Raw genomic sequence first — 23,005 nt, 5'->3', positions numbered from 1 at the left:
CTTTTTTGTTTTTTTAATAATCTGTCAATGATAAACTGTTAAAAGGGGGTGGTAATAATGGATACTTTGAAAATTGGAAATGTAAAGCTGACATGGCTATCCGGAGGGGTAACAAACCTTGATGGTGGAGCGATGTTTGGGGTTGTCCCGAAAGCATTATGGTCACGGAAATACCCGGTTAATGAAAAGAACCAAATCGAACTGCCGACTGACCCAATTCTTATCCAAACCGACAATTATAATATGTTATTGGAAGCAGGACTTGGCAAAGGGAAGCTTTCAGAAAAGCAATTAAGAAATTTTGGTGTAACCGCTGAATCTGATGTGGAAGGTTCATTACAGCAATTAGGCATATCCCCATCTGATATTAATTATGTGCTGATGACACACATGCATAACGATCACTGTGCTGGCTTAACAAGTATCGAGGATGGTGTGTTTAAATCAACCTTTCCCAATGCGAAAATTATTACTTCTACTATTGAATGGGAGGAAATGCGGAATCCAAACATCCGTTCAAAAAGTACATACTTCAAGGAGAACTGGGAAGCAATCGAAGCACAAGTGATTCCTTTTGAAGAAACATGGGCACTTGGGCCAATTAAAATGATTCATACCGGCGGGCATAGTAACGGTCATTCCATTGTGATTATTGAGGATGGCGGGGAAATGTCTATCCATATGGCAGACCTGATGGGAACCCATGCCCACCAGAATAGTTTATGGGTAATGGCATATGATGATTATCCAATGGATTCCATTGCGGCAAAGGAAAAATGGGTGCCCTACGCCATGGAGAAAAATGCCTGGTTTACCTTTTACCATGATGCATTTTATCGTGCAGTTAAATGGGGAGATGATCGGCAGATTTCGGAAAGCATCAAGAGGAGCAGGTAAAATGAAAACGGCAATCGGGACCGAACCGATTGCCGTTAAATCTATTTATGAGACCAATTCTTCTGTTAGTCGGCGGACATCGAGCAAGGTTCCGGTGGAAGCATCAGCAATAAATTCGTATTGTTCCGTTGCACCGTTATTATTTTTGGAAATGCCGCCCTTATAAACTTGGTATTGCACCTGATGCTGCTCAAACGGTTCAGCTTTCATATGTATCCAGGAACCGCTGATTGGCCCATTTTGCTTAAAATGATCTTTAACATTCTCCAACACCTTTTCAGGTGAAACTTTTGTATTTTGTGAAATGATCTCTTTAGCTGCGACTCCAGCAACAATTCCTACGGATACCCCAAGAGCAAACGATTTCCAATTCATGCCTCAACCCCCTATTTTAAATTGAAAAAAATGACAAAATAATCTTTCTTTTAGTATATCGTATTTTATGATAAACAGGTAATATTACAGGGGAACAAATGAAATAATGGTAAGCCGTCTAAAATTTCTGTAGAATAAGTATCATACATAAAAAATGCATTTTTAAAAGGAGCATGCATATGAACGAGCAAACTTTAAAGTTATTTCAAACGTTAACAGAGCTTCCCGGAGCACCCGGAAACGAACATCAGGTACGCAAATTTATGAAAGAACAGTTATCTCTTTATGCTGATGAGATTGTTCAGGACAGACTTGGCAGTATTTTCGGTGTGAAAAAAGGAAATGGGGACGGCCCAACTGTTATGGTTGCCGGCCATATGGATGAGGTAGGCTTTATGGTAACTAGCATTACCGATAATGGCATGCTTCGTTTTCAACCGCTTGGCGGCTGGTGGAGCCAGGTGCTTCTTGCCCAGCGAGTTCAGGTTATGACGAATAATGGACCGGTTATCGGAGTAGTCGGCTCGATTCCACCCCATTTGTTAGACGATTCCAAGAAAAACAAACCGATGGAAATCAAAAATATGTTAATCGATATCGGTGCGGATGACCGTGAGGATGCGGAAAGAATCGGTATCAAGCCTGGTCAGGCCATACTGCCGATTTGTCCGTTTACACCAATGGCCAACGAGAAAAAGATTCTGGCAAAGGCATGGGATAACCGCTATGGCTGCGGCTTGGCCATTGAACTGCTGCAAGCTGTAAAGGATGAGACACTGCCAAATACTCTTTATTCAGGTGCAACAGTTCAAGAGGAAGTCGGCTTACGAGGTGCGCAAACAGCCTCCAATATGATTAAACCGGATATCTTCTTTGCACTCGATGCCAGTCCGGCGAATGACATGACTGGCGACAAGCTGGAATTTGGTCAATTGGGCAAAGGAACATTGCTTCGTATTTTGGACCGATCAATGGTTACCCATCGCGGCATGCGAGAATTTGTCCTTGATATGGCAGAGACTCATCATATCCCATATCAATATTTCGTGTCTCAAGGCGGAACCGATGCAGGGCGCGTCCACCTGTCAAATGAGGGCGTACCAAGTGCGGTGGTGGGGATTTGCTCCCGCTATATCCATACACATGCATCTATCATCCATGTCGACGATTACGCCGCTGCCAAGGAACTATTAGTCAAACTAGTGAAGGCATGCGATAGAACGACAGTTGAGACAATTAAAGCAAACAGTTAATTTTTCAAGAGGGCATGAAAAAACATGCCCTTTTTTTGCTAATGAAAGAGGAGTGATCATCTTTGAAAATTATCATCGGTTCGAAAAATCCTACAAAGATCGCTGCTGTGGAAAATAGTTTTCGCGGCCATCGCGAGGTTGAGTTCATATCATTAGATGTTTCTTCGGGAGTAAGTGAACAGCCGTTTTCGGATGAAGAAACAATTGAAGGGGCCGTCAATCGGGCGACTCGTGCGATTGTGCAGGGCAATGGCGGGATCGGTATAGGTCTTGAGGGGGGCGTCCACGAAACAAGCCATGGTCTGCTGCTTTGCAACTGGGGGGCGCTGGCCACACCAGATATGGCCCCAATTATTGCCGGCGGTGCCAGGTTCCTGCTCCCTGAAGAAGTGGCCGCACGACTGAGAGCAGGCGAAGAACTCGGTCCCGTAATGGATGATTATGCCAAAAAGAAAAACGTCAGTAAGCAAGAAGGAGCAGTAGGGATTTTAACAAATGGTCTGGTCAATCGTGCGGCAATGTTTACTCATGTCATGAATCTTCTTGTGGGGCAATATACCTATCAAAGAAAAATATAAATTATTCTCCAGTACGGGTCACGGGTACTGGAGTTTTTTTGTTAAAAACAACAATAATCGACAAAATTCTTGTCATTTGAATATTCTGGCAGTTATGATATAGATGGGACTAATTTCTTATTTTGGAGGCGAAGAAATGAAACGCTTGAATGCCATCATGATTTTTCTTATAACTGCCATATTATTAACAGCCTGCGGCGGTCCATCGTTTACGGAAGCAAGCAAAACCGTGATAAAAACCGTAAAAACGACGTTTCAGGAAAAAGCAAAGAAACCTAATAAAAAAAGCGGCAATATCCATTTTTATTTACCCTTTGGCTATGAAATTGATGAAACCGCTCCTAATAATATCATTTTAAAAAATGGCTCTAAGACCTATATTTTGTTCGTGAATCCACAGGAAAAAGCCTCCAGTGAGGTGGTATATCAATCAACAGTACAGCAATACAATAAGCTTGATGTAAACGAAAAGTTCACCGATGGCCAGTTGGTTGGGTTCTTAACGATAAAACGATTGGAAGATCATTTGAATGAGGTCACGGTCGGGATTGGCGGAGTTAAACTTACATCACAAGTGAAAACAAGCAACTTGGATAGTGAAGCAGAAGTAATGATGCAAATTGCCAAATCCATTCAACAATAAAAGTGTTATCTTGATTATTTTTGGAAACAATAGAACAGATTATTGGACTTAAAGAGGGCTGAACGCTATATTTGAATGGAAATAGTCATCTATGAACGGGGGCAGGAACATGAAACATTTAGAATCTATTGAGGAATTTGAACAACTGCGGGATACTGGCAAGACAATATTTATGTTCTCGGCTGATTGGTGTCCGGATTGCCGGTTCATTGACCCTGTATTGCCGGAAATTGAAGAGAAGTTTTCTGACTATAGTTTCATTCATGTAGATCGAGATCAATTTATAGATTTATGCCAGCAGCTGGATGTATTTGGCATTCCAAGCTTTGTCGCTTTTGAAAACGGGAACGAACTCGGCCGGTTCGTCAGCAAAGACCGCAAAACACAAGAGGAAATTGAAGCATTTATCACAGATTTGAAATAATCTCTAGGCCTCCACTCCTTTTGGGCTGGAGGTTTTTCATTTCGTTAAAGGGAGGGAAGTAAGCATATGAAAATGGATAGCAACAAAATGCGCCGCGAACTAGAAGCTCGCCTGGGAAGTGAAGACAGAGTCATTTCTTATGACCGCGAGAAAGATCGGCTTCGGGTTGAAAGTAAAGTGGCAGGAAAAGGGATTACGATTTCCTTAGGCGGTGTAGTGGCCAAATGGCACAATGAAAAGGAAAAAGCCATTGACGAAATTGTTTATTATGTAGAAGAAGGCTTACACGCCATGGTCGAACCTGTTCAACTTACCGATCATGAGAAACGTATTTTTCCGGTGATCCGCTCATCGTCTTTCCCAAAAGAAGCAGAGGAAGGGGTTCCGTTCCTAATTGATGATCATACAGCCGAAACTAAAATATACTATGCCTATGATATGGGCAAAACCTACCGATTAATTGATTCAAGAATTATCGAAAAAGAAAAATGGGATCCTTCAAGAATAAGGGAAATTGCCTTATTTAATGTCCGGTCACTTTCCACCTCGGTAAAAAAGGATCAGGTAGCTGGAAATATTTTTTATTTTTTAAATACAAACGATGGCTACGATGCCAGCAGGATCTTAAATAAGGGATTCCTCAACGAAATGGAAATGGTGATTGAAGGAACTTTTGTATTGGCCGTCCCGCACCAGGATGTATTAATCATTGCCGATGTACGAAATGACAGAGGTTATGATATTTTGGCACAAATGGCAATGAGTTTCTTTGCCAGCGGGCGAGTCCCGATTACGGCATTATCATTCTTATACGAAAATGGACAATTGGAACCGATTTTTATCCTGGGAAAAAATAAATAATCATTCGTGAAGGAGACCGCTTACAAATGCGGTCTTTATTCATATTCTCTTCCCACTAACCTCCTAATTTGCGGAGAATTTGACCGATTCTACAGAATTATGTCGAAAAAATCTAAAATGCTGATAAAATAGAATGATAGATGAGAGTAGAAAGAGTGATAGTTTTGAGCTGGATCCAAAACTTTTTTCAAAAATTAAAAAGAGATGAAGAAGACGAATTTGACGAGTCCTTCTTACATAATGATAAAACTGGAGCTCCCCACATTCTGTCCTCGAAAGACAATCATAAAGATGTGGAGACACGAATTTCATACCAATACCCGAAGTCTGGGCTTCCTATTTCTTCAGAAACGCGGAAGACTCCCATGGCAAAACAGCACAAAAAAAGACGTGAGAAGCATCACAATAATCAAACCGATGAATTGCCAGTGGTCACTCCCGTTAAAAAGGAAGCCCCAAAAGCAGGAAAAGAACAACCTGCCAAGTACCGGAGACCTTTTCATCCTACAGAAATTCCTTCTCCTGTGTTTGGGTTTAAAAGGCCGGAAAAGCAGAATGTTGCGGTGGAACATGAATTGAGCCATTTTTCTGAGGAGGTTGCTGCCCGTCAGATAGAACCTGAAGTGATAACAGCTTCTGATAGCCTAAATTGGATTTTAGAAGAGACGCAAGTTGATCTTATTCTAGAAGAACCTGTAAGTGAGGACACTACATATAGGGCAAGTCCAGAAAAGTTGGAACGTGACATAGAGGAACCCATTCAGAGTCAGGAGACGATGGTTAGTTTACAAGAGGAACCCATTCAGAGTGAGGAGACGATGGTTAGTTTACAAGAGGAACCCATTCAGAGTGAGGAGACGATGGTTAGTCCACAAGAAGAACCCATTCAGAGTGAGGAGACGATGGTTAGTTTACAAGAAGAACCCATTCAGAGTGAGGAGACGATGGTTAATCCACAAGAAGGACCCATTCAGAGTGAGGAGACCATGGTTAGTCCACAAGAAGAACCGGAATCACTGCTCAAACCTGACAGACCGAAGAGGTCCCATCTTCCGTTTAATGTCATGATGTTAAAACAGGACCGGGCAAAATGGGAAGCTCGAAAAATGCAACGAGATCAAATTCAAGAATTACAGCCAAGCGCAAGTAAAAGTCAACGAGACCAGATCCAAGAATCAAAGCCAAGCGATTGTCAAGATTCCAAGCAAGAAACAGTTCAAGTCGTGAAGGCCAATCAGGCCCCGGTTAAAACACCGGAACCATCATTGAATTTTCAAGCATTGCCCGAGGTTGCAGCAAGCAGTCAGGAAAAACAGGAGCAAACAGTCTTGATCCCAGAAACGCAAGCGACGGAATATTACAAATTCCCGGATTTAGGTTTGCTTTACCCGCCTATCTCGGAAGAAAAAGATATGGAATGGCTGCTCTACCAAGAGGAACTGCTAAATCAAACGTTAATAAACTTTAACGTTGGCGCTCACGTTGTCAATATCACACAGGGACCATCCGTTACCCGATTTGAGGTGCAACCGGAGCCTGGGGTAAAGGTCAATAAAATAACTAATCTAAGTGATGATATAAAATTGAGTCTTGCAGCGCGGGACATCCGGATTGAAGCGCCGATTCCAGGAAAACATACAATCGGAATTGAAGTGCCAAATCAGAAATCACGGCCGGTGAGGATTAGTGAAATTGTTACCAGCAATGCTTTTCTTGAATCCACTTCCCCGCTGACAGCGGTCCTTGGGCTTGATATTGCCGGCAAACCGGTTGTTACCGACTTGAAGAAAATGCCACACGGATTAATTGCCGGGGCAACCGGTTCTGGTAAGAGTGTTTGCATTAACTCCATTTTGGTCAGCTTGTTATATAAAGCAAGCCCAGAGGATTTAAAGCTCCTCCTGATTGACCCTAAGATGGTTGAACTGGCACCGTACAATTCCATTCCCCATTTGGTCAGCCCAGTTATTACCGATGTAAAGGCCGCCACTGCTGCCTTGAAATGGGCTGTTGAGGAAATGGATCGGCGCTATGAACTGTTTGCCCATACAGGGGTCCGTGATATTAATCGTTTTAATGAATTAGCCGTAAAGCATAAGCAATATTCTGATAAACTGCCGTATATTGTCATCATTATTGATGAGTTAGCGGACTTAATGATGATGTCGCCGGCGGATGTCGAGGAAGCGATTTGCCGCATAGCCCAAAAGGCAAGAGCTTGTGGGATTCATTTGATTGTGGCAACACAACGTCCATCAGTTGACGTCATTACCGGGTTAATTAAGGCAAATATTCCGACCAGAGTATCGTTTTCTGTTTCTTCTCAGGTGGATTCACGCACAATAATTGATATCAGTGGTGCGGAAAAACTGCTTGGGCGTGGTGATATGCTATTTTTAGAAAATGGCTCGTCCAAGCCGGTACGTTTGCAGGGGACATTTGTTTCGGATGAGGAAATTGATCTTGTAGTGGCCCATGTCAAAGCTGAACGCGAACCGGATTACCTGTTTGTCCAAGAAGAACTCTTAAAGAAGGCGCAAGTCTCTGAAGAGGAAGATGAATTATTTTATGATGCCTGCGAATTTATTATTGAGCAGGGTGGCGCCTCAACATCCAGCCTGCAGCGGCGGTTTAAAATCGGCTACAATCGGGCTGCGAGGTTAATGGACATAATGGAAAAGAACGGTTATATATCTGGTGCAAATGGCAGCAAACCACGCGAGGTTTTAATTACTGAATCTGACTTGGAATCTATCCAGGAGGCCAGTCTAAATATGTGAGCATAGGTAATACTAGGGCAAAAGAATCGTATTGGTGAGCAAAAATAGTTTTTATAATCGAACAGTGATATAATATTGAAATATGTTTAGAGGAAGGTGGCTACCTGCCCCCTTGCTTTTAAGATTAGCAAATACAGACAGATGTCATATACTGTTTTACAGATAGACGTTGGTTGGAGGTTCTTCTATGACAATTTACCATTTTGTAGGTATAAAGGGGTCTGGAATGAGTGCACTTGCACAAGTGCTGCATGATATGAAATTTCAAGTGCAAGGCTCCGATGTCGAAAAGCGCTTTTTTACTCAGGCTGCCCTTGAGCAATCGGGAATTAAAATTCTCCCGTTCCAAAAGGAAAATATTCAGCCGGGTTTGACGATTATTGCAGGAAATGCTTTTCCTGATTCCCACGAGGAAATTCAAGAAGCCATGAAGCTTGGACTTCCTATCGTACGATATCATCGATTTTTGGGAGATTTTATGCAAAATTTTACGAGCATCGCGATTACCGGTGCTCATGGAAAAACATCAACCACGGGGCTCTTGGCACATGTGATTGCCGGAGCAAAACCTACTTCCTTTTTAATCGGTGACGGTACAGGAAAAGGAGAAGAGGGCGCTGAATATTTTGTATTCGAGGCGTGTGAATATAGACGGCATTTCCTTTCCTATTTTCCTGACTATGCGATTATGACAAACATTGATTTCGATCATCCGGATTATTTTGCCAATATTGATGATGTGTTTTCCGCATTCCAGGAACTGTCCGTTCAAGTGAAAAAAGGGATATTTGCCTATGGAGATGATGAACAGCTTCAAAAAATACAGGCTAAGGTTCCTGTCTTGTTCTACGGGTTTGCAGAAGAAAACGATTATCAGGCGGCTAATATCGTCAAATCCACAGAGGGAACAAGCTTTGATGTATTTATTCGTAATACCTATTATAATACGTTTTCAATTCCTACCTTTGGTGACCATAGTGTATTAAATGCACTTGCTGTAATTGGTGTATGTCATTATGAAGGGATTGACGTTGAAGTTGTAAAAGAACGTTTAACAACATTCCGGGGTGTGAAAAGAAGATTTACCGAGAAAAAAATCGGTGGTCAAATTTTAATTGATGATTATGCCCATCACCCGACAGAAATAAGAGCAACCATTGATGCGGCAAAACAAAAATATCCTGATCGCCAAATCGTAGCTGTGTTTCAGCCTCATACTTTTTCAAGAACTCAAACATTTTTGGATGATTTCGCCGAAAGCTTGCGTCTGGCAGATAAAACGTATTTATGCGAGATTTTTGGTTCTGCCAGAGAAAAACAGGGAAAGCTATCCATTCACGATTTACAGGATAAAATTGATAACGCAGAAATACTCTCTGAAGAAAATACATCAGTGTTAAAAGAACATGACAACAGTGTGATCATTTTCATGGGAGCAGGGGACATCCAGAAGTTTCAGGAATCCTATGAAAAACAAATCGTAAGTTAAAAAAAGGGATACCAGCAAATTAGCCGGTATCCCTTTTTGTTGCATTGTTCCTGATAAGGAAAATTTTATAACAAATGGCAGGAAAACAGGACAAATGAATGGAAGTAGTATAAGATATTGACAGGGTTTAATCCTTCGTTTGATGGGTTATACATATTGATAGGAATATACGGAGGTATTTTTGGTGGAAATTATTTTATACTTAAGTGCCGCTTTGGCTGCAATCGCGTTTTTTGTGCTTGTTCTCTATTTATCTGCCACATTAAAATCCTTAAAGGTAACGTTGAACAGTGTATCAGATACCTTAAAAGGATTGGAAAAACAACTCGAAGGGGTAACAAGTGAAACAACCTCATTATTACAAAAAACAAATGCGCTGGCTGAGGATCTACAGAATAAATCGGAGCAGTTAAATACGGTTGTTGATGCAGTTAAGGATGTTGGTACATCCGTAAAAAAATTCAATGGCTCACTGAAAACTATTACAAATTCGATTGATCAGCAGGTAGAAGACAGTAAAGAAACAGTTTCGCAAATCGTCCAGTGGACCAATGTATTTTTGGAATTAAAGGATAAATGGCAGGCAAGGAAGCAAGCAAAAGCAGAAGATAACATAAATGCGAAACAAAGGGTTCGCTCCCATTGAAGTTTTAAAAGGAGGAATGGCAGATGACTAAAAGAGAGTATGAAGCACGTGAAACAAGTCAGAGTCGAAATGATGAATCTTCAGGCAGTTTTTTGTTGGGAGCCGTTGTAGGCGGTGTGATTGGGGCCGCTGCCGCCTTGCTATTTTCAACTAAAACGGGAAAAGAACTCCGTGATTCCGTAGGCGGCAGAAAGGAATCAATATTGGAATTGACTGATACCGTAAAATCCAAGACCATCTCTCTCTCCCAAGGCTTGGCCCAGCAATCCACGGGATTATTCAATAAGGTGAAAGGAAAATCACCAGTCCAAGATTCCGACGAGCAAGAAAGTGAGACCACATATATTTCCATCCAGAGTCACAGCAGCGATTCAGAAAATCGGAAAGCAACAGGAAGCAAAACTAGCGATGAAATCAAAAGAAAATTGGCAGAAGCACAAAAAGCCTTTGATAAAGAAGAGAGCAGGGTAAAGCTTTAAAGTTTTAGAGGAATAAACACATTATTTGTGATGGGAACGGTGAAGTGATAAAATTACTTCACCGTTTACTATTTTGGGAGGTATTCACTATGCTTGAGAAAATTGAAACATCACAACAATTTGAGGAATTATTGAAAAAAGAAGGCAAGTTCTATTTTTTAAAACATAGCTTAACTTGCCCAATCAGCCAGGCTGCGTATAAGGAATATGAAAAATTCACTTCTGAAAATCCTGAAGTTCCGACATACTACCTAGCAGTACAGGAAGCGCGCCCATTATCTAATGAGATTGCTGAAAAGTTTCAGATTAAGCATGAATCGCCACAGGCATTCCTGTTTGCAGATGGTCAACCAGTATGGAACGCATCGCATTGGAAGATTACCAATCGGGCCTTACAAAATGCAATCAATGAAAATCATTAAATATAAGGACACTTTTTAACGCTAGTGCATATTATATCAATTAAAGATAAATGTTTGTTTTGCTTTAACGCTTAAAAGCGTTTAATTATTAAAGAAAAAATGAGTGACAAACATAATTATTTCCGCTATAATAAACCCTAATATTAAAAAGTTACGATACTTATCATTTAATTTGTGAGACAGTAAACTTATTCCCAGGCCTAGAAAAGGGGATACCAGTGCTGAATTACAAACGAAAGGACGGGGAATGTGATGGGTAAAAATGAATTGGATCAATTGAGAGACCGTATGGATGAATTAAACGTGGAGTTATTGAAGCTGATTAATGAAAGAGCTCTCCTCGTCCAGGAGATTGGGCGAGTAAAAGGGAACCAAGGAGTATATCGTTACGATCCAGTCCGCGAAAGAAAAATGCTGGAGGTTATTAAGGAGCATAACGACGGCCCGTTTGATAATTCAACTATTGATCATCTTTTTAAGGAAATTTTTAAAGCAGGTTTGAACTTGCAAAAGGATGATCATGAGAAAGCGTTACTGGTATCAAGAAAGAAAAAGCCTGAAGATACAATTGTTACCTTAAAGGGTGAAATGATCGGCGATGGTAAACCACATTTTGTGTTTGGACCATGTGCTGTCGAATCTTATGAACAAGTTGCTACTGTGGCAAAAGCCATGAAGGAAAAAGGACTTAAGCTGTTACGCGGAGGTGCGTATAAGCCAAGAACTTCACCGTACGACTTCCAAGGCTTGGGTGTAGAGGGATTAAAAATATTGAAACGTGTTGCTGACGAATATGATATGGCCGTTATTAGTGAAATTGTCAATCCAGCCGATATCGAGATGGCAGTTGACTATTTAGATGTCATTCAAATCGGCGCCCGGAACATGCAAAACTTTGAATTGTTAAAAGCGGCCGGTGCGGTAAATAAACCAGTCCTGCTGAAGCGTGGACTTGCGGCAACTATTGAAGAATTCATTAATGCTGCCGAATATATTATGGCGCAGGGCAATGGCCAAATTATTCTCTGTGAGCGCGGCATCAGAACCTACGAACGCGCAACAAGAAATACGCTGGATATTTCTGCAGTACCGATCTTGAAACAAGAAACTCATTTACCGGTTATGGTGGATGTAACTCATTCTACAGGAAGAAGAGACTTATTGCTTCCAGCTGCTAAGGCTGCGATTGCGATTGGAGCAGACGGCGTTATGGCTGAGGTTCACCCGGATCCTGCCGTGGCACTTTCCGACGCCCAGCAGCAAATGAACCTTGAGCAGTTTGATCATTTCTATAATGAACTGCTTGCTTCAAACTTTGTCCGAATTTAATCAGAGAGTTCAATTTGAAACCTTCTGCATTTTTTGTGGAAGGTTTTTTGGCATAATTGCGAAAAATGTTGACAAAGGCAATTGCGGCTTTTCACTTCTTGTCGTATCATTAAATACATAATTAAGATTGTTTACTATCTCACAATGAACAGCCATGACTAGAATTCTTCTGTATGTTGTAAAATAAAGTAAACAATGCTCGTTTTAGGGGAGTGTTACTAGTGAATAATATAACAATTTATGATGTTGCCCGTGAAGCAAATGTTTCGATGGCAACGGTTTCTCGTGTCGTTAACGGGAATCCCAATGTAAAACCGGTAACTAGAAAGAAAGTTATGGAGGTCATTGATAGACTTGGGTACCGTCCAAATGCGGTAGCAAGAGGATTGGCCAGCAAAAAGACAACCACTGTCGGAGTGATTATCCCGGATATTTCGAATATCTTTTTTGCTGAACTTGCACGTGGTATTGAAGATATTGCAACCATGTATAAATACAATATCATCTTAAGCAACTCTGATCAGAATATGGACAAAGAGTTGCACTTACTAAATACCATGCTTGGCAAGCAGGTTGATGGCATTGTGTTTATGGGCGGGCATATCACTCCTGAACATGTAGAAGAATTTGAAAGGTCGCCGGTTCCAATTGTACTTGCCGGGTCAATCGAAGATTCCCATCAGATACCGTCTGTTAATATTGAGTATGAACAGGCAGCTTATGATTCCGTAAAAGAATTTATTGACAGGGGCCACAAGCATATCGCTTTTGTCATAAGCCCACTTTATGAACCGGATATCTCGATTAAAAAATTGAATGGTTATAAGCGTGCTTTAGCAGAGGCAAACATTCCATTAAATGAGGAACTTATTGTTGAAGGGGAATATACCTACGATTCCGGAATTGAAGCATTTGAAAAATTATTGGAAGCGTCTGTAAAACCAACAGCTATTTTTGTTGGTGCAGATGAAATGGCGCTTGGTGTTGTTCATGGAGCAGAAGATAAGGGTTACCGGATTCCAGAGGACTTTGAAGTGATTACTTCTGATAACACACGTTTGTCACTGATGGTACGGCCGCAGCTGACAACCATCGTGCAGCCTTTATATGACATTGGTGCCGTTGCGATGCGACTGTTAACGAAGTTAATGAATAAAGAAAAAGTGGCAGAACAGATTGTTGTCCTGCCGCATCGGATTGAACACCGCCAATCTACAAAAGAATAAAAGAAACGGCCAACCCTTTTTTACGGGTTGGCTGTTTTCCTTTTATATGGACTCACTTCGCTGATGATTACGGATCGGATATAACGCTTTATCAACGGTTAGCATATTCTTTTCAGTAATCTCCGGTTTTCTTGGTATGGGTGGGTAAATATTTTCCGGATCATCCCATTCCTGCGGCAGTTCGACCGGTGACTGCTTTTGCCACTGGCTAATCCAGTCGCTCGGCAAATGGCCATAACAATTTGCGTTTTCCGTCATCTCAAGCCAGATCAGTGCCCATGCCCTTGGGACAACTCGCCAAATATCATAACCGCCGCCCCCAACCGCAATCCATTTGCCGCCACAATACTTATGAGCCATCTCGTGGGCCAGTTTCGGAATTTCCCGATAAATCTTCATCGTGGCCGATAAATGGGTGAGCGGGTCATAATAATGCGAATCGGCACCGTTCTGCGTTAAAATCACATCGGGCTTAAAAAACTCCGCTACTTCTCTTAAGGCGTTTTTGTAAGCATAGAGCCATGATTCATCCTCGGTAAAGGCATCGACAGGTATATTAAAAGAATAACCATAGCCTGCTCCTTGGCCGCGCTCATTGATATTTCCTGTGCCAGGGAATAGATAGCGCCCGGTCTCATGAATCGAAAGAGTACATACATTTGGGTCATCGTAAAATGACCACTGCACGCCATCCCCATGGTGAGCATCTGTATCGATATATAATACCCGGGCATTATATTTTTCTTGTAGATATTTAATTGCTACAGAGCTATCGTTGTAAATACAAAAACCCGAAGCTTTGCCTCGGAAACCGTGATGCAATCCACCGCCCAGATGTAAGGCGTGAAGCGCTTTACCTGTCATCACTTGATCGACTGCTGTCAATGTGCCGCCCACCATCAAGGCACTGGCTTCGTGCATATTGGGGAAAATCGGGGTATCTTCCGTCCCCAGCCCATAATTCTCCGCAATTCCCTGCGGCAATAATCCTTGTCCTGCTTTTTTTACTGCATCAATATAGCTGGGGTCATGGATTAATGTCAATTCTTCCTCTGTGGCCATTCGGGGCGGAATAATCTGATAGTGATCCAAGGCATTGATTCGATTTAATAAATCGACGGTCAGTTTAAGCCGGAATTGATTAAACGGATGATGGCTGCTGAATTTGTAGTTCAACAAGTCTTCCGAGTAGATAAAGGCACAGCTGTCTTTCATATTGTCATCCCCGGAAGATTAGGCCATAAAACCTGATGACCAGCCTGTTTAAGGTCTTGAATTAGTCCGGTGGGATTCATCAGTTGAACCCGGAGGACGAGAATTTTGAATGCCTGATCCTGATTATCCGGGTAAACTAGCACACTAAGAATATTTGCATTCCGTTTGCGAATGATGTCCGCAACATGACTTAGCGCACCTGAAATATTCGGCACCCTTATTTCAATTTGGGATCCAGGCTGGTGGACACCTGTTAATTCAATCATTGTCCGTAATAAATCTGTTTCTGTAATAATACCCACTAGTTTTCTGTCATTTATGATTGGAATACAGCTGATTTTGTGTTCATAGAAAAGTGCTGCCGTCTCTTCAACAAAATCGAGAGGATGTCCAGTAATAACATCACGCTCCATTATTGTCTGCAGCGGCTTCTTTAAAATGTCAGGATGTTCATTTGCGTGAAAAATGGACGGGGTTGCTTCTCTTATTTTAGCAACCGTCACCAGTCCGACTAAATGCGAATCATGATTGATGACGGGAATATGGCGGATCTTCCTGATTTCCATTAAAGCCATTGCATCTGCAATTGTATCGGTTGGACTTAGTGTTGCCACATCCGTTTTCATGATTTCTTCCACAATCATTTGCAATCCCCTCGGTTCTAAAAAAATGTCTAGCTCAGCGCCTAGCCACTAAGGAAAGCTTTTAAGAAAATAGACTTCGCAGGAACAAGCTGGGCATGTTCCGAAGGCGCTTCCGCTTTTCTATTAATACATAAACCGGTTCATAAATCTTAGACGGTCAAATTTTTGGATTGACTCGGTATCAACGCGCTTACCAATTTTGGCCATAAGACAGTTGGCCGGGTGCGAGCAAATCTCGGGATCATCGGTTGCATACCATTCCAATCCCCCGGCATTCATCATTTTTTCCATGACTTTTCGATATTCCCAAACGTTTAATTTGGTCCCCTTTAAATCCCAATGCCAATAATACTCAGTTGTGATTATAAGGTAATCTTCCATGGCATCGTCCATCATGGACACAATCAGCAGGTTTTTCCCAACGGCGGAACCTCTGAACTTTGGGATCACCTCAATTGCTCCCAGCTCAATTAAATTATCCATTTTTCCCTCCGACCAACGTTCAAGCGGGTCTGGATAGAGAAAGGTAACATAGCCTACAATGGTATTTTGATGGCGGGCAATAATAATTCTTCCTTCCGCTAAATCGGCAATTCCAATCAGTGCTTGATGCTGCTGCATTGGCGGGCGGAAGGCAACGAGGTCTTCATGGAAATCATAGCTTGCCAGTTTATCTGGAGAAACAGGGCCCTCAATTAGTAGTTTCCCGTTAGGAGTCTTCAATTCCTTGGCATTATAGGTTTTTTTATGCTCCATTTGGTCACCCCTGGAAAAAATCTATAGTGGTATCAAATCTATTATACATGAATTTAGTCTGATTAAAGCGTTTTCACTAAATTTTCTTAAAATTCGCCTCACTATACAAGATTAATAGTTTTCTTCTAAAAATATATTTTTAAAATTGTGAATAGTTATTGTTTGTACTATAATAATCTTACAATACTGCAAAGGGGGAGATTGAATGAAAGTGGAAGCGTTACCAGTTGTGCAAGGGGAGCACAACCTAACGAATTACGAAGAGACTTACAAGAACTTTGACTGGAAAGAGACAGAAAAGGCTTTCTCTTGGAGTGAAACAGGTCTTGTCAACCTGGCATACGAAGCAATCGACCGCCATGTGAATACATTTCGAAAAAATAAGGTTGCCTTATATTATCGTGATGGATCGAGAAATGAAAAGTATACCTTCAAAGAAATGAAAGAACTGTCCAACAAAGCCGGGAATGTGTTAAAAAATTATGGTGATGTTGAAAAGGGTGACCGTGTCTTTATTTTTATGCCGCGTTCTCCTGAGCTTTACTTTACTGTTTTGGGGGCAATCAAGCTAGGGGCGATTGTTGGCCCGTTATTTGAAGCATTCATGGAAGGAGCCGTCAGGGACCGGTTACAAGACAGTGAAGCGAAAGTGTTAGTGACAACTCCTGAATTATTAGATCGAGTACCTGTTAAGGATCTTCCTGCGCTGAAAACTATTTTCCTTGTTGGAAAAAATGTCGAGGAACAAGGCACGTCCGTTAACTTTTTAGAAAAATTTGAAGCTGCAAGCAAAGAACTTAAGATTGAATGGGTGGAACGGACAGATGGATTGATTCTCCACTATACTTCTGGTTCCACCGGGAAGCCTAAAGGCGTTTTGCATGTACATAATGCAATGATTCAGCATTATCAAACAGCAAAATGGGTGCTTGATTTGAAAGAGGATGATGTATATTGGTGTACTGCTGACCCTGGCTGGGTGACGGGTACATCTTATGGCATTTTTGGTCCATGGCTAACCGGAACGTCCAATGTTATTATCGGCGGCCGCTTCAGTCCTGAAGCCTGGTACCAAATGATCGAAGATTTTGGCGTGACGGTTTGGTATAGTGCTCCAACCGCATTCCGGATGTTAATGGGCGCAGGAGACGAGCTAGTCAAAAAGTTTAATCTGAATAGCCTTCGCCACGTCTTAAGTGTCGGCGAGCCATTAAACCCTGAGGTTGTAAAATGGGGTGCAAAGGTATTTAACAAACGAATCCATGACAACTGGTGGATGACCGAAACTGGTGCACAATTAATCAGTAATTACCCATGTATGGAAATCAAGCCTGGCTCAATGGGCAAACCAATTCCAGGTGTTGTTGCAGCGATTGTCGATAACCAAGGCAATGAGCTTCCTCCATATCGAATGGGCAACCTGGCAATTAAAAAAGGCTGGCCATCGATGATGCATACAATCTGGAATAACCAGGAGAAATATGAATCTTACTTTATGCCTGGCGGTTGGTATGTATCAGGTGATTCGGCCTATATGGACGAAGACGGATACTTCTGGTTCCAAGGCCGTGTCGATGACGTCATTATGACGTCAGGCGAGCGTGTTGGACCGTTTGAAGTAGAAAGCAAGCTTGTGGAGCATCCAGCTGTTGCTGAAGCTGGCGTTATCGGAAAGCCGGACCCTGTCCGCGGGGAAATTATTAAGGCATTCGTGGCACTGCGTGATGGGTATGAGGCAACAGAAGAGTTGAAAGAAGAAATCAGACAGTTTGTCAAAAAAGGTCTTGCTGCTCATGCAGCACCACGTGAAATTGATTTCCGCGACAAGCTGCCAAAAACCCGCAGCGGTAAAATCATGCGCCGTGTGTTAAAGGCATGGGAATTGAACCTGCCGACCGGTGATTTATCTACAATGGAAGACTAATATTTAGTGGGAGTGGGAACACCCAAATCGTGTTTATTGCGGTTTGGGTGTTTTTTTATGATGATGAAGTTGAATTCACGCGTTTGTGTTCTTGAGGACAGTATCGCTTGAAAAACCAGAGGAAGCGGCCTCAATGAGCTTTATAGAGGACAGTTCCGGGTGAAAAATTAAGGGAAGTGTCTTCTATCGACCTTATAGAGGACACTTTTGGTTTAAAAATAGGCGGAACTGTCCTTAATGGGCCTGATAGAGGACAGTTTTTGCTCAAAAATCAATGAAAATGTCTTCAATCAACTTATTGGAGCAGTAGAAGGCGGATTTCGCTGCATCGACTACGCCAATGAGCCTTATTGGAGCAGTAGAAGGCGGATTTCGCTGCATCGACTACACCAATGAGCTTTATTGGAGCAGTAGAAGGCGGATTTCGCTGCATCGACTACGCCAATGAGCTTTATTGGAGCAGTGGAAGGTGGATTTCGCTGCATCGACTACGCCAATGGTCCTTATTGGAGCAGTAGAGTAAGGAAAACCCAGCGTCCACTACGCCAATCCTCCATAAAAAAAGGCTTTGGAAACTCCTTTCCAAAGCCATAATCCACAAAAATTAGTATTTAATTAACGTATACTTCTTTTTCCCTCGTCTAATAATTGTAAACTGTCCTTCGATGCGATCGGAATCCTGCAATACATAAGTTGAATCAGTGACTTTCTCACCATTTACCGTCACGGCACCATTCGTAATATCCTCACGGGCTTGGCGCTTCGATGGAGAAATTTTTGCCGCTACTAGCAGCTCAACCAAATCTGTTTCTCCTTGAGCCTCATATGAAGGGACATCCTTAAAGCCCTGTTTGATTTCAGCAGCAGATAAACTGCGGACATCCCCGCTAAATAACGCCTGTGAAATCTTGATAGCCTGCTGCAGTGCTTCCTCGCCATGAATCAAACGAGTCATCTCCTCAGCCAGCGCTTTTTGCGCCTTGCGCAGATGCGGCTCTTCCTGAACACTTCCTTCTAATCCCTCTATTTCCTCATGTGAAAGGAATGTAAATAGTTTTAAGTATTTTACCACATCGGCATCTGCTGTGTTAATCCAAAACTGGTAGAACTCATATGGAGTTGTCTTTTCTGGATCAAGCCATATAGCCCCGCCTTCCGATTTACCGAACTTTGTTCCATCGGATTTCGTTACAAGCGGAATCGTCATCCCAAACGCTTTTGTCTCTTCCTCGTGCATTTTCCGAATCAATTCAAGGCCAGAGGTAATATTTCCCCATTGGTCGCTGCCGCCAATTTGCATTTTACAGTTATGGTGATCATATAAGTGATTGAAATCCATTGCTTGTAAAATTGTGTAGGTAAACTCGGTAAACGATATTCCTGTTTCAAGCCGGGATGCAATCGTGTCCTTGGCGAGCAGGTAGTTAACACCGATATGCTTGCCGATGTCACGCAAGAACGCTATCACGCTCATCGAGTTGGTCCAATCATAGTTATTAACCATTATAGCGCCATTTTCACCTTCAAAATCAAAAATCGCTTCTAATTGTCTTTTAATCCCCTCGGCATTTTTCAGAACATCTTCAATTGTCAGCAGCTTGCGTTCCTCACTTTTTCCGCTTGGGTCACCAATCATTCCTGTTGCGCCGCCAACTAATACAATCGGGCGATGTCCATGCTGCTGGAATCTCCTTAATGTCAGAAATGGCACTAAATGGCCGATGTGGAGACTGTCAGCAGTTGGATCTGTTCCGCAGTATAAGGAGATTTTTTCGTTATCTAAAAGGTTTTTTAACCCTTCTTCATCTGTTTGCTGATAAATAATACCTCGCCATTTCAAATCCTCTAATAAATTCATTTTCAAAACCTCCAATAAAAAATAAAAACGCCCCTGCAAATTGCAGGGACGTAATACATACGCGGTACCACCCAGCTTGAGGATAACTCCTCCAACTTGATAAAAATAACGGTTTCAACCGGTCTCCGCTACTCATTTTTCGCAGAGAAAGCTCGAGGATGTAATTCATTCTTCTATATGTGACAGCTTGCACCGGACGCTGCCTCTCTTCATAACAGGGATAGAAGAACTACAATTGGTTCCCTTCAAAGCTTTTAAGAAATTTAATTTAATAATATTTCTATCATATATTAAGACTAAAGTCAAACGCCAAATGGAAAATTTAGAAAATTGTAGAACGTTGTCAATTTTCACCGCTTCCATATGCTATAATTGTAGGTGATTTTATAAGAGGTGATGCTATGAATGAAAAATGGCAAGATTGGCTGGAAAAAGCCAAATCCGTCTTAAATTTAATTACCCATAAACGAACTGTAAAAGGAGCCCGAATTACCTATTCAGTTGTGTGGAATTTATTTCTCCTTGTTTTAACAGTTTTCATTTTGGGAGGCGCCTTTGCATCAGGGGTTGGTGCAGGTTATTTTGCTTCCTTGGTTAAAGACGAACCGGTCCGTTCCTACAATAGCATGAAAAAGGATATTTATAATTATACAGAGACTTCGGAATTATATTTTGCTAATGATGTTTATTTAGGAAAACTCAGGACAGATTTGGAACGGGAAGAAGTGAAGCTTGACCAGGTATCGGATAACCTTATTAATGCAGTAGTCGCTACCGAGGATGAATACTTTTATCAGCATAAAGGGGTTGTTCCAAAAGCAGTATTCCGTGCTCTTTTTCAGGAAGTAACCAACGCCTCGGTTCAATCGGGCGGCAGTACCTTGACCCAGCAATTAATTAAGAACCAAATCCTCACCAATGAGGTTTCGTTTCAGCGAAAGGCAAACGAAATTTTACTGGCGCTTCGCTTGGAGAAATTCTTCGATAAAAAGGAAATCCTCGAAGCATATTTAAATGTTTCAACCTTTGGACGAAACGCTTCTGGACGGAACATTGCTGGAGTCCAAGCAGCTGCCAAAGGGATCTTTGGAAAAACAGCAGCGGAACTTTCACTGCCGCAGGCTGCTTTCATTGCAGGTTTGCCGCAAAGTCCATTCGGTTATACACCATTTACAAGAGATGGACAAGTGAAAACGAACCTTGAGCCTGGTATCACCCGGATGAAAACAGTGCTTAAACGGATGTTTGATGGCGGGTATATTAATGAAACACAATATCAAGAGGGATTAGCCTATGATATTACCAAGGATTTTACGAAGCCGACTGCCAATCCGCTTGATAACTATCCATGGCTTACATTTGAAGTCGAAAAGCGGGCCATCGATGTTCTCACGACAGTATTAGCGAAGAATGATGGCTATTCTGAAAAAGACTTGAAAGAGGATGAAAGTCTTTTTTATAAGTATAAAGGATTAGCCAGTCAAAATTTGCGCCAAAACGGGTATCAAATTCATACAACGATTGATAAAGAAATATACGATGTCCATCAAGTGGTAAAGGATAATTACCGGAATTATGGACCGGAAAAACCGGAGCAAAAGAAAGACCCGGATACTGGTGAAATGATTACGGTGAAGGAGCCTGTCGAGGTTGGTGCCGAACTGATTGAAAATAAAACCGGTAGGATCATCAGCTTTGTTGGTGGAAGGGATTACAACAAACAGCAGCTGAACCATGCAACGAGCGCAGTACGCTCGAATGCTTCCACTATGAAGCCGCTGCTTGTTTATGGTCCAGCGATTGAACTGGGGAAAGCTTCACCAGGTACTCCACTGCCAAACGTAGCATTGAATTTTATTCCGGGTAGAGCAAAGCCATGGCCCCAAAACTATGATTTCCGCTACAGCGGGTTGGTTTCCGCACGATATGCGCTTGCGAAGTCGTATAACGTGCCGGCGGTTAAGTTATACTCGGAAATCATTGATCAAAAACCGGCGAAATATCTTGAGAAAATGGGGTTCACCTCACTTCGGAAAGATGATTACACAACCTTGGCCGCTGCGCTTGGTTCTTTGGCAAACGGCGTCACGGTAGAGGAAAATACTAACGCCTTTGCAACCTATGCCAATGGCGGAAAATTTATCGATGCGTACATGATTGAAAAAATTGTTGATAGTAACGGCAAAATCGTCTACCAGCATGAGGTTAAGCCGGTAGACGTGTTCAAACCGCAAACAGCTTATTTGACCCTTGATATGATGCGGGATGTCATCAATTCGGGAACAGCTGCCGGAATCAAGAGCAGACTTGCTTTTAGCTCTGATTGGGCCGGTAAAACCGGTACAGGAAATGATTATAAGGATTCATGGTTCGTGGCAATGAACCCGAATGTAACTCTCGGAATCTGGACAGGATATGATACACCGAAATCACTGAAGATCTCCGGGATGTCCTACAGTCAACGGACAAATAATCTCTGGGCAGAGTTAATGAATGCAGCCTATAAAATTAAGCCGGATTTAGTTGCTCCAAAAGAGAGTTTTGCGATGCCAGAGGGCATCGTCAAGCGCAGTTATTGTGCGGTATCGGGAATGCTTCCATCCGCTGCCTGCACAAAGGCTGGATTAGTTGAAAGTGACTATTTTAATATAAAAGATGTACCGACTAAGGTAGATGACAGCTTAATTGAAGGATCATATGTAAGTATTGGGGACAAACGATATCTGGCACTGGATTCAACCCCAAAAGAATTTACCCAACCGGGAATGATCTTAAATCCTGACTTTGTCGAAAGATTGGTAGGGAAGGATTTTAAAAATATTAGCCAGTTGATTCCGAATCGGGAACGTTGGGGGAAAATTCTTGTCTCTAGTTCCAAGATGAGCGATAACGGCAAGAACCCGGATGGTGTAAGTTTAACAGTATCAGGAAATACACTAACTTGGTCAGCCTCCCCTGATAAGGATGTCGTAGGTTACCGTGTCTACCAAGGGAGTCTCATTTCAAACAAAGTAGCAAGCATTACCGCCGGCTCCAGTTTGGCGTATAATGCGATAAACGGAACTTATTATGTTACGGCAGTCGACATTGCCGGGAAAGAATCTGCTCCATCCAACATTGTTGAGGTAGGGACTGGGTCTGAGGCTGTAATACCGCAATAAAAGAGTAACCGCACCGAAATTTTACGGTGCGGTTATTTTTTTATT

Annotated in this window: 20 protein-coding genes and 1 other annotated feature; of the genes, 15 read left to right on the top strand and 5 right to left on the bottom strand. The window is 42.1% G+C overall.

Annotation, left to right across the window (positions count from 1 at the left end):
* The first annotated feature begins 57 nt into the window (after positions 1-57).
* Complete coding sequence (locus ACZ43M_RS21670; RefSeq protein WP_464504585.1) at positions 58-897, top strand: YtnP family quorum-quenching lactonase; 840 nt, start codon at positions 58-60, stop codon at positions 895-897.
* Between the two features lie 45 nt (positions 898-942).
* On the opposite strand, the gene ACZ43M_RS21665 is transcribed toward ACZ43M_RS21670, so the two are convergent.
* Positions 943-1,272, bottom strand: a complete 330-nt coding sequence (locus tag ACZ43M_RS21665; protein WP_464504584.1) for a PepSY domain-containing protein — start codon at positions 1,270-1,272, stop codon at positions 943-945.
* Between the two features lie 179 nt (positions 1,273-1,451).
* Between ACZ43M_RS21665 and ACZ43M_RS21660 the strand changes: the two genes are divergently transcribed.
* From ACZ43M_RS21660 to ccpA, 12 genes are all read left to right on the top strand, one after another.
* Positions 1,452-2,525, top strand: coding sequence for a M42 family metallopeptidase (locus ACZ43M_RS21660; RefSeq protein WP_464504583.1), 1,074 nt, complete (start codon positions 1,452-1,454; stop codon positions 2,523-2,525).
* A gap of 62 nt (positions 2,526-2,587) precedes the next feature.
* Positions 2,588-3,103: a DUF84 family protein gene (locus ACZ43M_RS21655; RefSeq protein WP_464504582.1), complete on the top strand. Its 516-nt coding sequence runs from the start codon at positions 2,588-2,590 to the stop codon at positions 3,101-3,103.
* A gap of 136 nt (positions 3,104-3,239) precedes the next feature.
* The gene (locus ACZ43M_RS21650) at positions 3,240-3,746 is read left to right on the top strand and encodes a hypothetical protein (protein ID WP_464504581.1); all 507 of its coding nucleotides are present in this window, start codon (positions 3,240-3,242) and stop codon (positions 3,744-3,746) included.
* A gap of 109 nt (positions 3,747-3,855) precedes the next feature.
* The gene (locus tag ACZ43M_RS21645) at positions 3,856-4,170 is read left to right on the top strand and encodes a thioredoxin family protein (protein WP_464504580.1); all 315 of its coding nucleotides are present in this window, start codon (positions 3,856-3,858) and stop codon (positions 4,168-4,170) included.
* Between the two features lie 66 nt (positions 4,171-4,236).
* Positions 4,237-5,031, top strand: coding sequence for a DUF1444 domain-containing protein (locus ACZ43M_RS21640; RefSeq protein ID WP_464504579.1), 795 nt, complete (start codon positions 4,237-4,239; stop codon positions 5,029-5,031).
* Positions 5,032-5,195: 164 nt separating this feature from the next.
* The gene (locus ACZ43M_RS21635; RefSeq protein WP_464504578.1) at positions 5,196-7,811 is read left to right on the top strand and encodes a DNA translocase FtsK; all 2,616 of its coding nucleotides are present in this window, start codon (positions 5,196-5,198) and stop codon (positions 7,809-7,811) included.
* A gap of 187 nt (positions 7,812-7,998) precedes the next feature.
* On the top strand, positions 7,999-9,300 hold the full coding sequence (murC, locus tag ACZ43M_RS21630) for a UDP-N-acetylmuramate--L-alanine ligase (protein WP_464504577.1): 1,302 nt from the start codon (positions 7,999-8,001) through the stop codon (positions 9,298-9,300).
* Positions 9,301-9,484: 184 nt separating this feature from the next.
* On the top strand, positions 9,485-9,946 hold the full coding sequence (locus tag ACZ43M_RS21625) for a DUF948 domain-containing protein (RefSeq protein ID WP_464504576.1): 462 nt from the start codon (positions 9,485-9,487) through the stop codon (positions 9,944-9,946).
* 23 nt (positions 9,947-9,969) lie between these two features.
* Entirely contained in the window at positions 9,970-10,425 is a 456-nt protein-coding gene (locus tag ACZ43M_RS21620; protein ID WP_464504575.1) for a YtxH domain-containing protein, read from the top strand.
* A gap of 89 nt (positions 10,426-10,514) precedes the next feature.
* Positions 10,515-10,847, top strand: a complete 333-nt coding sequence (ytxJ, locus tag ACZ43M_RS21615; RefSeq protein WP_464504574.1) for a bacillithiol system redox-active protein YtxJ — start codon at positions 10,515-10,517, stop codon at positions 10,845-10,847.
* A 252-nt stretch (positions 10,848-11,099) separates the two neighbouring features.
* A complete protein-coding gene (locus ACZ43M_RS21610; protein ID WP_464504573.1) occupies positions 11,100-12,176 on the top strand; it encodes a bifunctional 3-deoxy-7-phosphoheptulonate synthase/chorismate mutase in 1,077 nt (358 codons plus the stop codon).
* 221 nt (positions 12,177-12,397) lie between these two features.
* Positions 12,398-13,402, top strand: a complete 1,005-nt coding sequence (gene ccpA, locus ACZ43M_RS21605; RefSeq protein ID WP_464504572.1) for a catabolite control protein A — start codon at positions 12,398-12,400, stop codon at positions 13,400-13,402.
* A 42-nt stretch (positions 13,403-13,444) separates the two neighbouring features.
* Here ccpA and ACZ43M_RS21600 read toward each other — a convergent pair whose 3' ends face one another.
* The 3 genes from ACZ43M_RS21600 to ACZ43M_RS21590 all read right to left on the bottom strand — a co-directional run bounded on the left by ACZ43M_RS21600 (position 13,445) and on the right by ACZ43M_RS21590 (position 16,017).
* On the bottom strand, positions 13,445-14,617 hold the full coding sequence (locus ACZ43M_RS21600; protein ID WP_464504571.1) for an acetoin utilization protein AcuC: 1,173 nt from the start codon (positions 14,615-14,617) through the stop codon (positions 13,445-13,447).
* A complete protein-coding gene (locus tag ACZ43M_RS21595; protein WP_464504570.1) occupies positions 14,614-15,261 on the bottom strand; it encodes an acetoin utilization AcuB family protein in 648 nt (215 codons plus the stop codon). Before ACZ43M_RS21595 ends, ACZ43M_RS21600 begins: the two co-directional genes overlap by 4 nt.
* Positions 15,262-15,384: 123 nt before the next feature.
* The gene (locus ACZ43M_RS21590; protein WP_464504569.1) at positions 15,385-16,017 is read right to left on the bottom strand and encodes a GNAT family N-acetyltransferase; all 633 of its coding nucleotides are present in this window, start codon (positions 16,015-16,017) and stop codon (positions 15,385-15,387) included.
* 205 nt (positions 16,018-16,222) lie between these two features.
* Between ACZ43M_RS21590 and acsA the strand changes: the two genes are divergently transcribed.
* Entirely contained in the window at positions 16,223-17,941 is a 1,719-nt protein-coding gene (acsA, locus tag ACZ43M_RS21585) for an acetate--CoA ligase (RefSeq protein ID WP_464504568.1), read from the top strand.
* 604 nt (positions 17,942-18,545) lie between these two features.
* Here the strand turns inward: acsA and tyrS are convergent.
* On the bottom strand, positions 18,546-19,799 hold the full coding sequence (tyrS, locus tag ACZ43M_RS21580) for a tyrosine--tRNA ligase (RefSeq protein ID WP_464504567.1): 1,254 nt from the start codon (positions 19,797-19,799) through the stop codon (positions 18,546-18,548).
* 41 nt (positions 19,800-19,840) lie between these two features.
* Positions 19,841-20,057, bottom strand: a binding site (T-box leader).
* Positions 20,058-20,200: 143 nt separating this feature from the next.
* On the opposite strand from tyrS, the gene ACZ43M_RS21575 reads away from it, so the two are divergent.
* Positions 20,201-22,960, top strand: a complete 2,760-nt coding sequence (locus ACZ43M_RS21575) for a transglycosylase domain-containing protein (RefSeq protein WP_464504566.1) — start codon at positions 20,201-20,203, stop codon at positions 22,958-22,960.
* The last annotated feature ends 45 nt before the right edge of the window (positions 22,961-23,005 follow it).

The sequence above is a fragment of the Neobacillus sp. B24 genome (assembly GCF_055381825.1).
Note: the sequence above shows the minus strand (reverse complement) of the source record. Positions and strands in the feature narration are given on the sequence as shown.

What these genes read in the sequence shown, in the direction of transcription:
- ACZ43M_RS21575 (WP_464504566.1), top strand. Translation starts at nt 20,201, where the DNA reads ATGAATGAAAAATGGCAAGATTGGCTGGAAAAAGCCAAATCCGTCTTA.
- ACZ43M_RS21665 (WP_464504584.1), bottom strand. Translation starts at nt 1,272, where the DNA reads ATGAATTGGAAATCGTTTGCTCTTGGGGTATCCGTAGGAATTGTTGCT.
- ACZ43M_RS21595 (WP_464504570.1), bottom strand. Translation starts at nt 15,261, where the DNA reads ATGATTGTGGAAGAAATCATGAAAACGGATGTGGCAACACTAAGTCCA.
- ACZ43M_RS21640 (WP_464504579.1), top strand. Translation starts at nt 4,237, where the DNA reads ATGAAAATGGATAGCAACAAAATGCGCCGCGAACTAGAAGCTCGCCTG.
- murC (WP_464504577.1), top strand. Translation starts at nt 7,999, where the DNA reads ATGACAATTTACCATTTTGTAGGTATAAAGGGGTCTGGAATGAGTGCA.
- ytxJ (WP_464504574.1), top strand. Translation starts at nt 10,515, where the DNA reads ATGCTTGAGAAAATTGAAACATCACAACAATTTGAGGAATTATTGAAA.
- ACZ43M_RS21590 (WP_464504569.1), bottom strand. Translation starts at nt 16,017, where the DNA reads ATGGAGCATAAAAAAACCTATAATGCCAAGGAATTGAAGACTCCTAAC.
- ACZ43M_RS21600 (WP_464504571.1), bottom strand. Translation starts at nt 14,617, where the DNA reads ATGAAAGACAGCTGTGCCTTTATCTACTCGGAAGACTTGTTGAACTAC.
- ACZ43M_RS21645 (WP_464504580.1), top strand. Translation starts at nt 3,856, where the DNA reads ATGAAACATTTAGAATCTATTGAGGAATTTGAACAACTGCGGGATACT.
- acsA (WP_464504568.1), top strand. Translation starts at nt 16,223, where the DNA reads ATGAAAGTGGAAGCGTTACCAGTTGTGCAAGGGGAGCACAACCTAACG.
- tyrS (WP_464504567.1), bottom strand. Translation starts at nt 19,799, where the DNA reads ATGAATTTATTAGAGGATTTGAAATGGCGAGGTATTATTTATCAGCAA.
- ACZ43M_RS21610 (WP_464504573.1), top strand. Translation starts at nt 11,100, where the DNA reads ATGGGTAAAAATGAATTGGATCAATTGAGAGACCGTATGGATGAATTA.
- ACZ43M_RS21670 (WP_464504585.1), top strand. Translation starts at nt 58, where the DNA reads ATGGATACTTTGAAAATTGGAAATGTAAAGCTGACATGGCTATCCGGA.
- ACZ43M_RS21620 (WP_464504575.1), top strand. Translation starts at nt 9,970, where the DNA reads ATGACTAAAAGAGAGTATGAAGCACGTGAAACAAGTCAGAGTCGAAAT.
- ACZ43M_RS21650 (WP_464504581.1), top strand. Translation starts at nt 3,240, where the DNA reads ATGAAACGCTTGAATGCCATCATGATTTTTCTTATAACTGCCATATTA.
- ACZ43M_RS21660 (WP_464504583.1), top strand. Translation starts at nt 1,452, where the DNA reads ATGAACGAGCAAACTTTAAAGTTATTTCAAACGTTAACAGAGCTTCCC.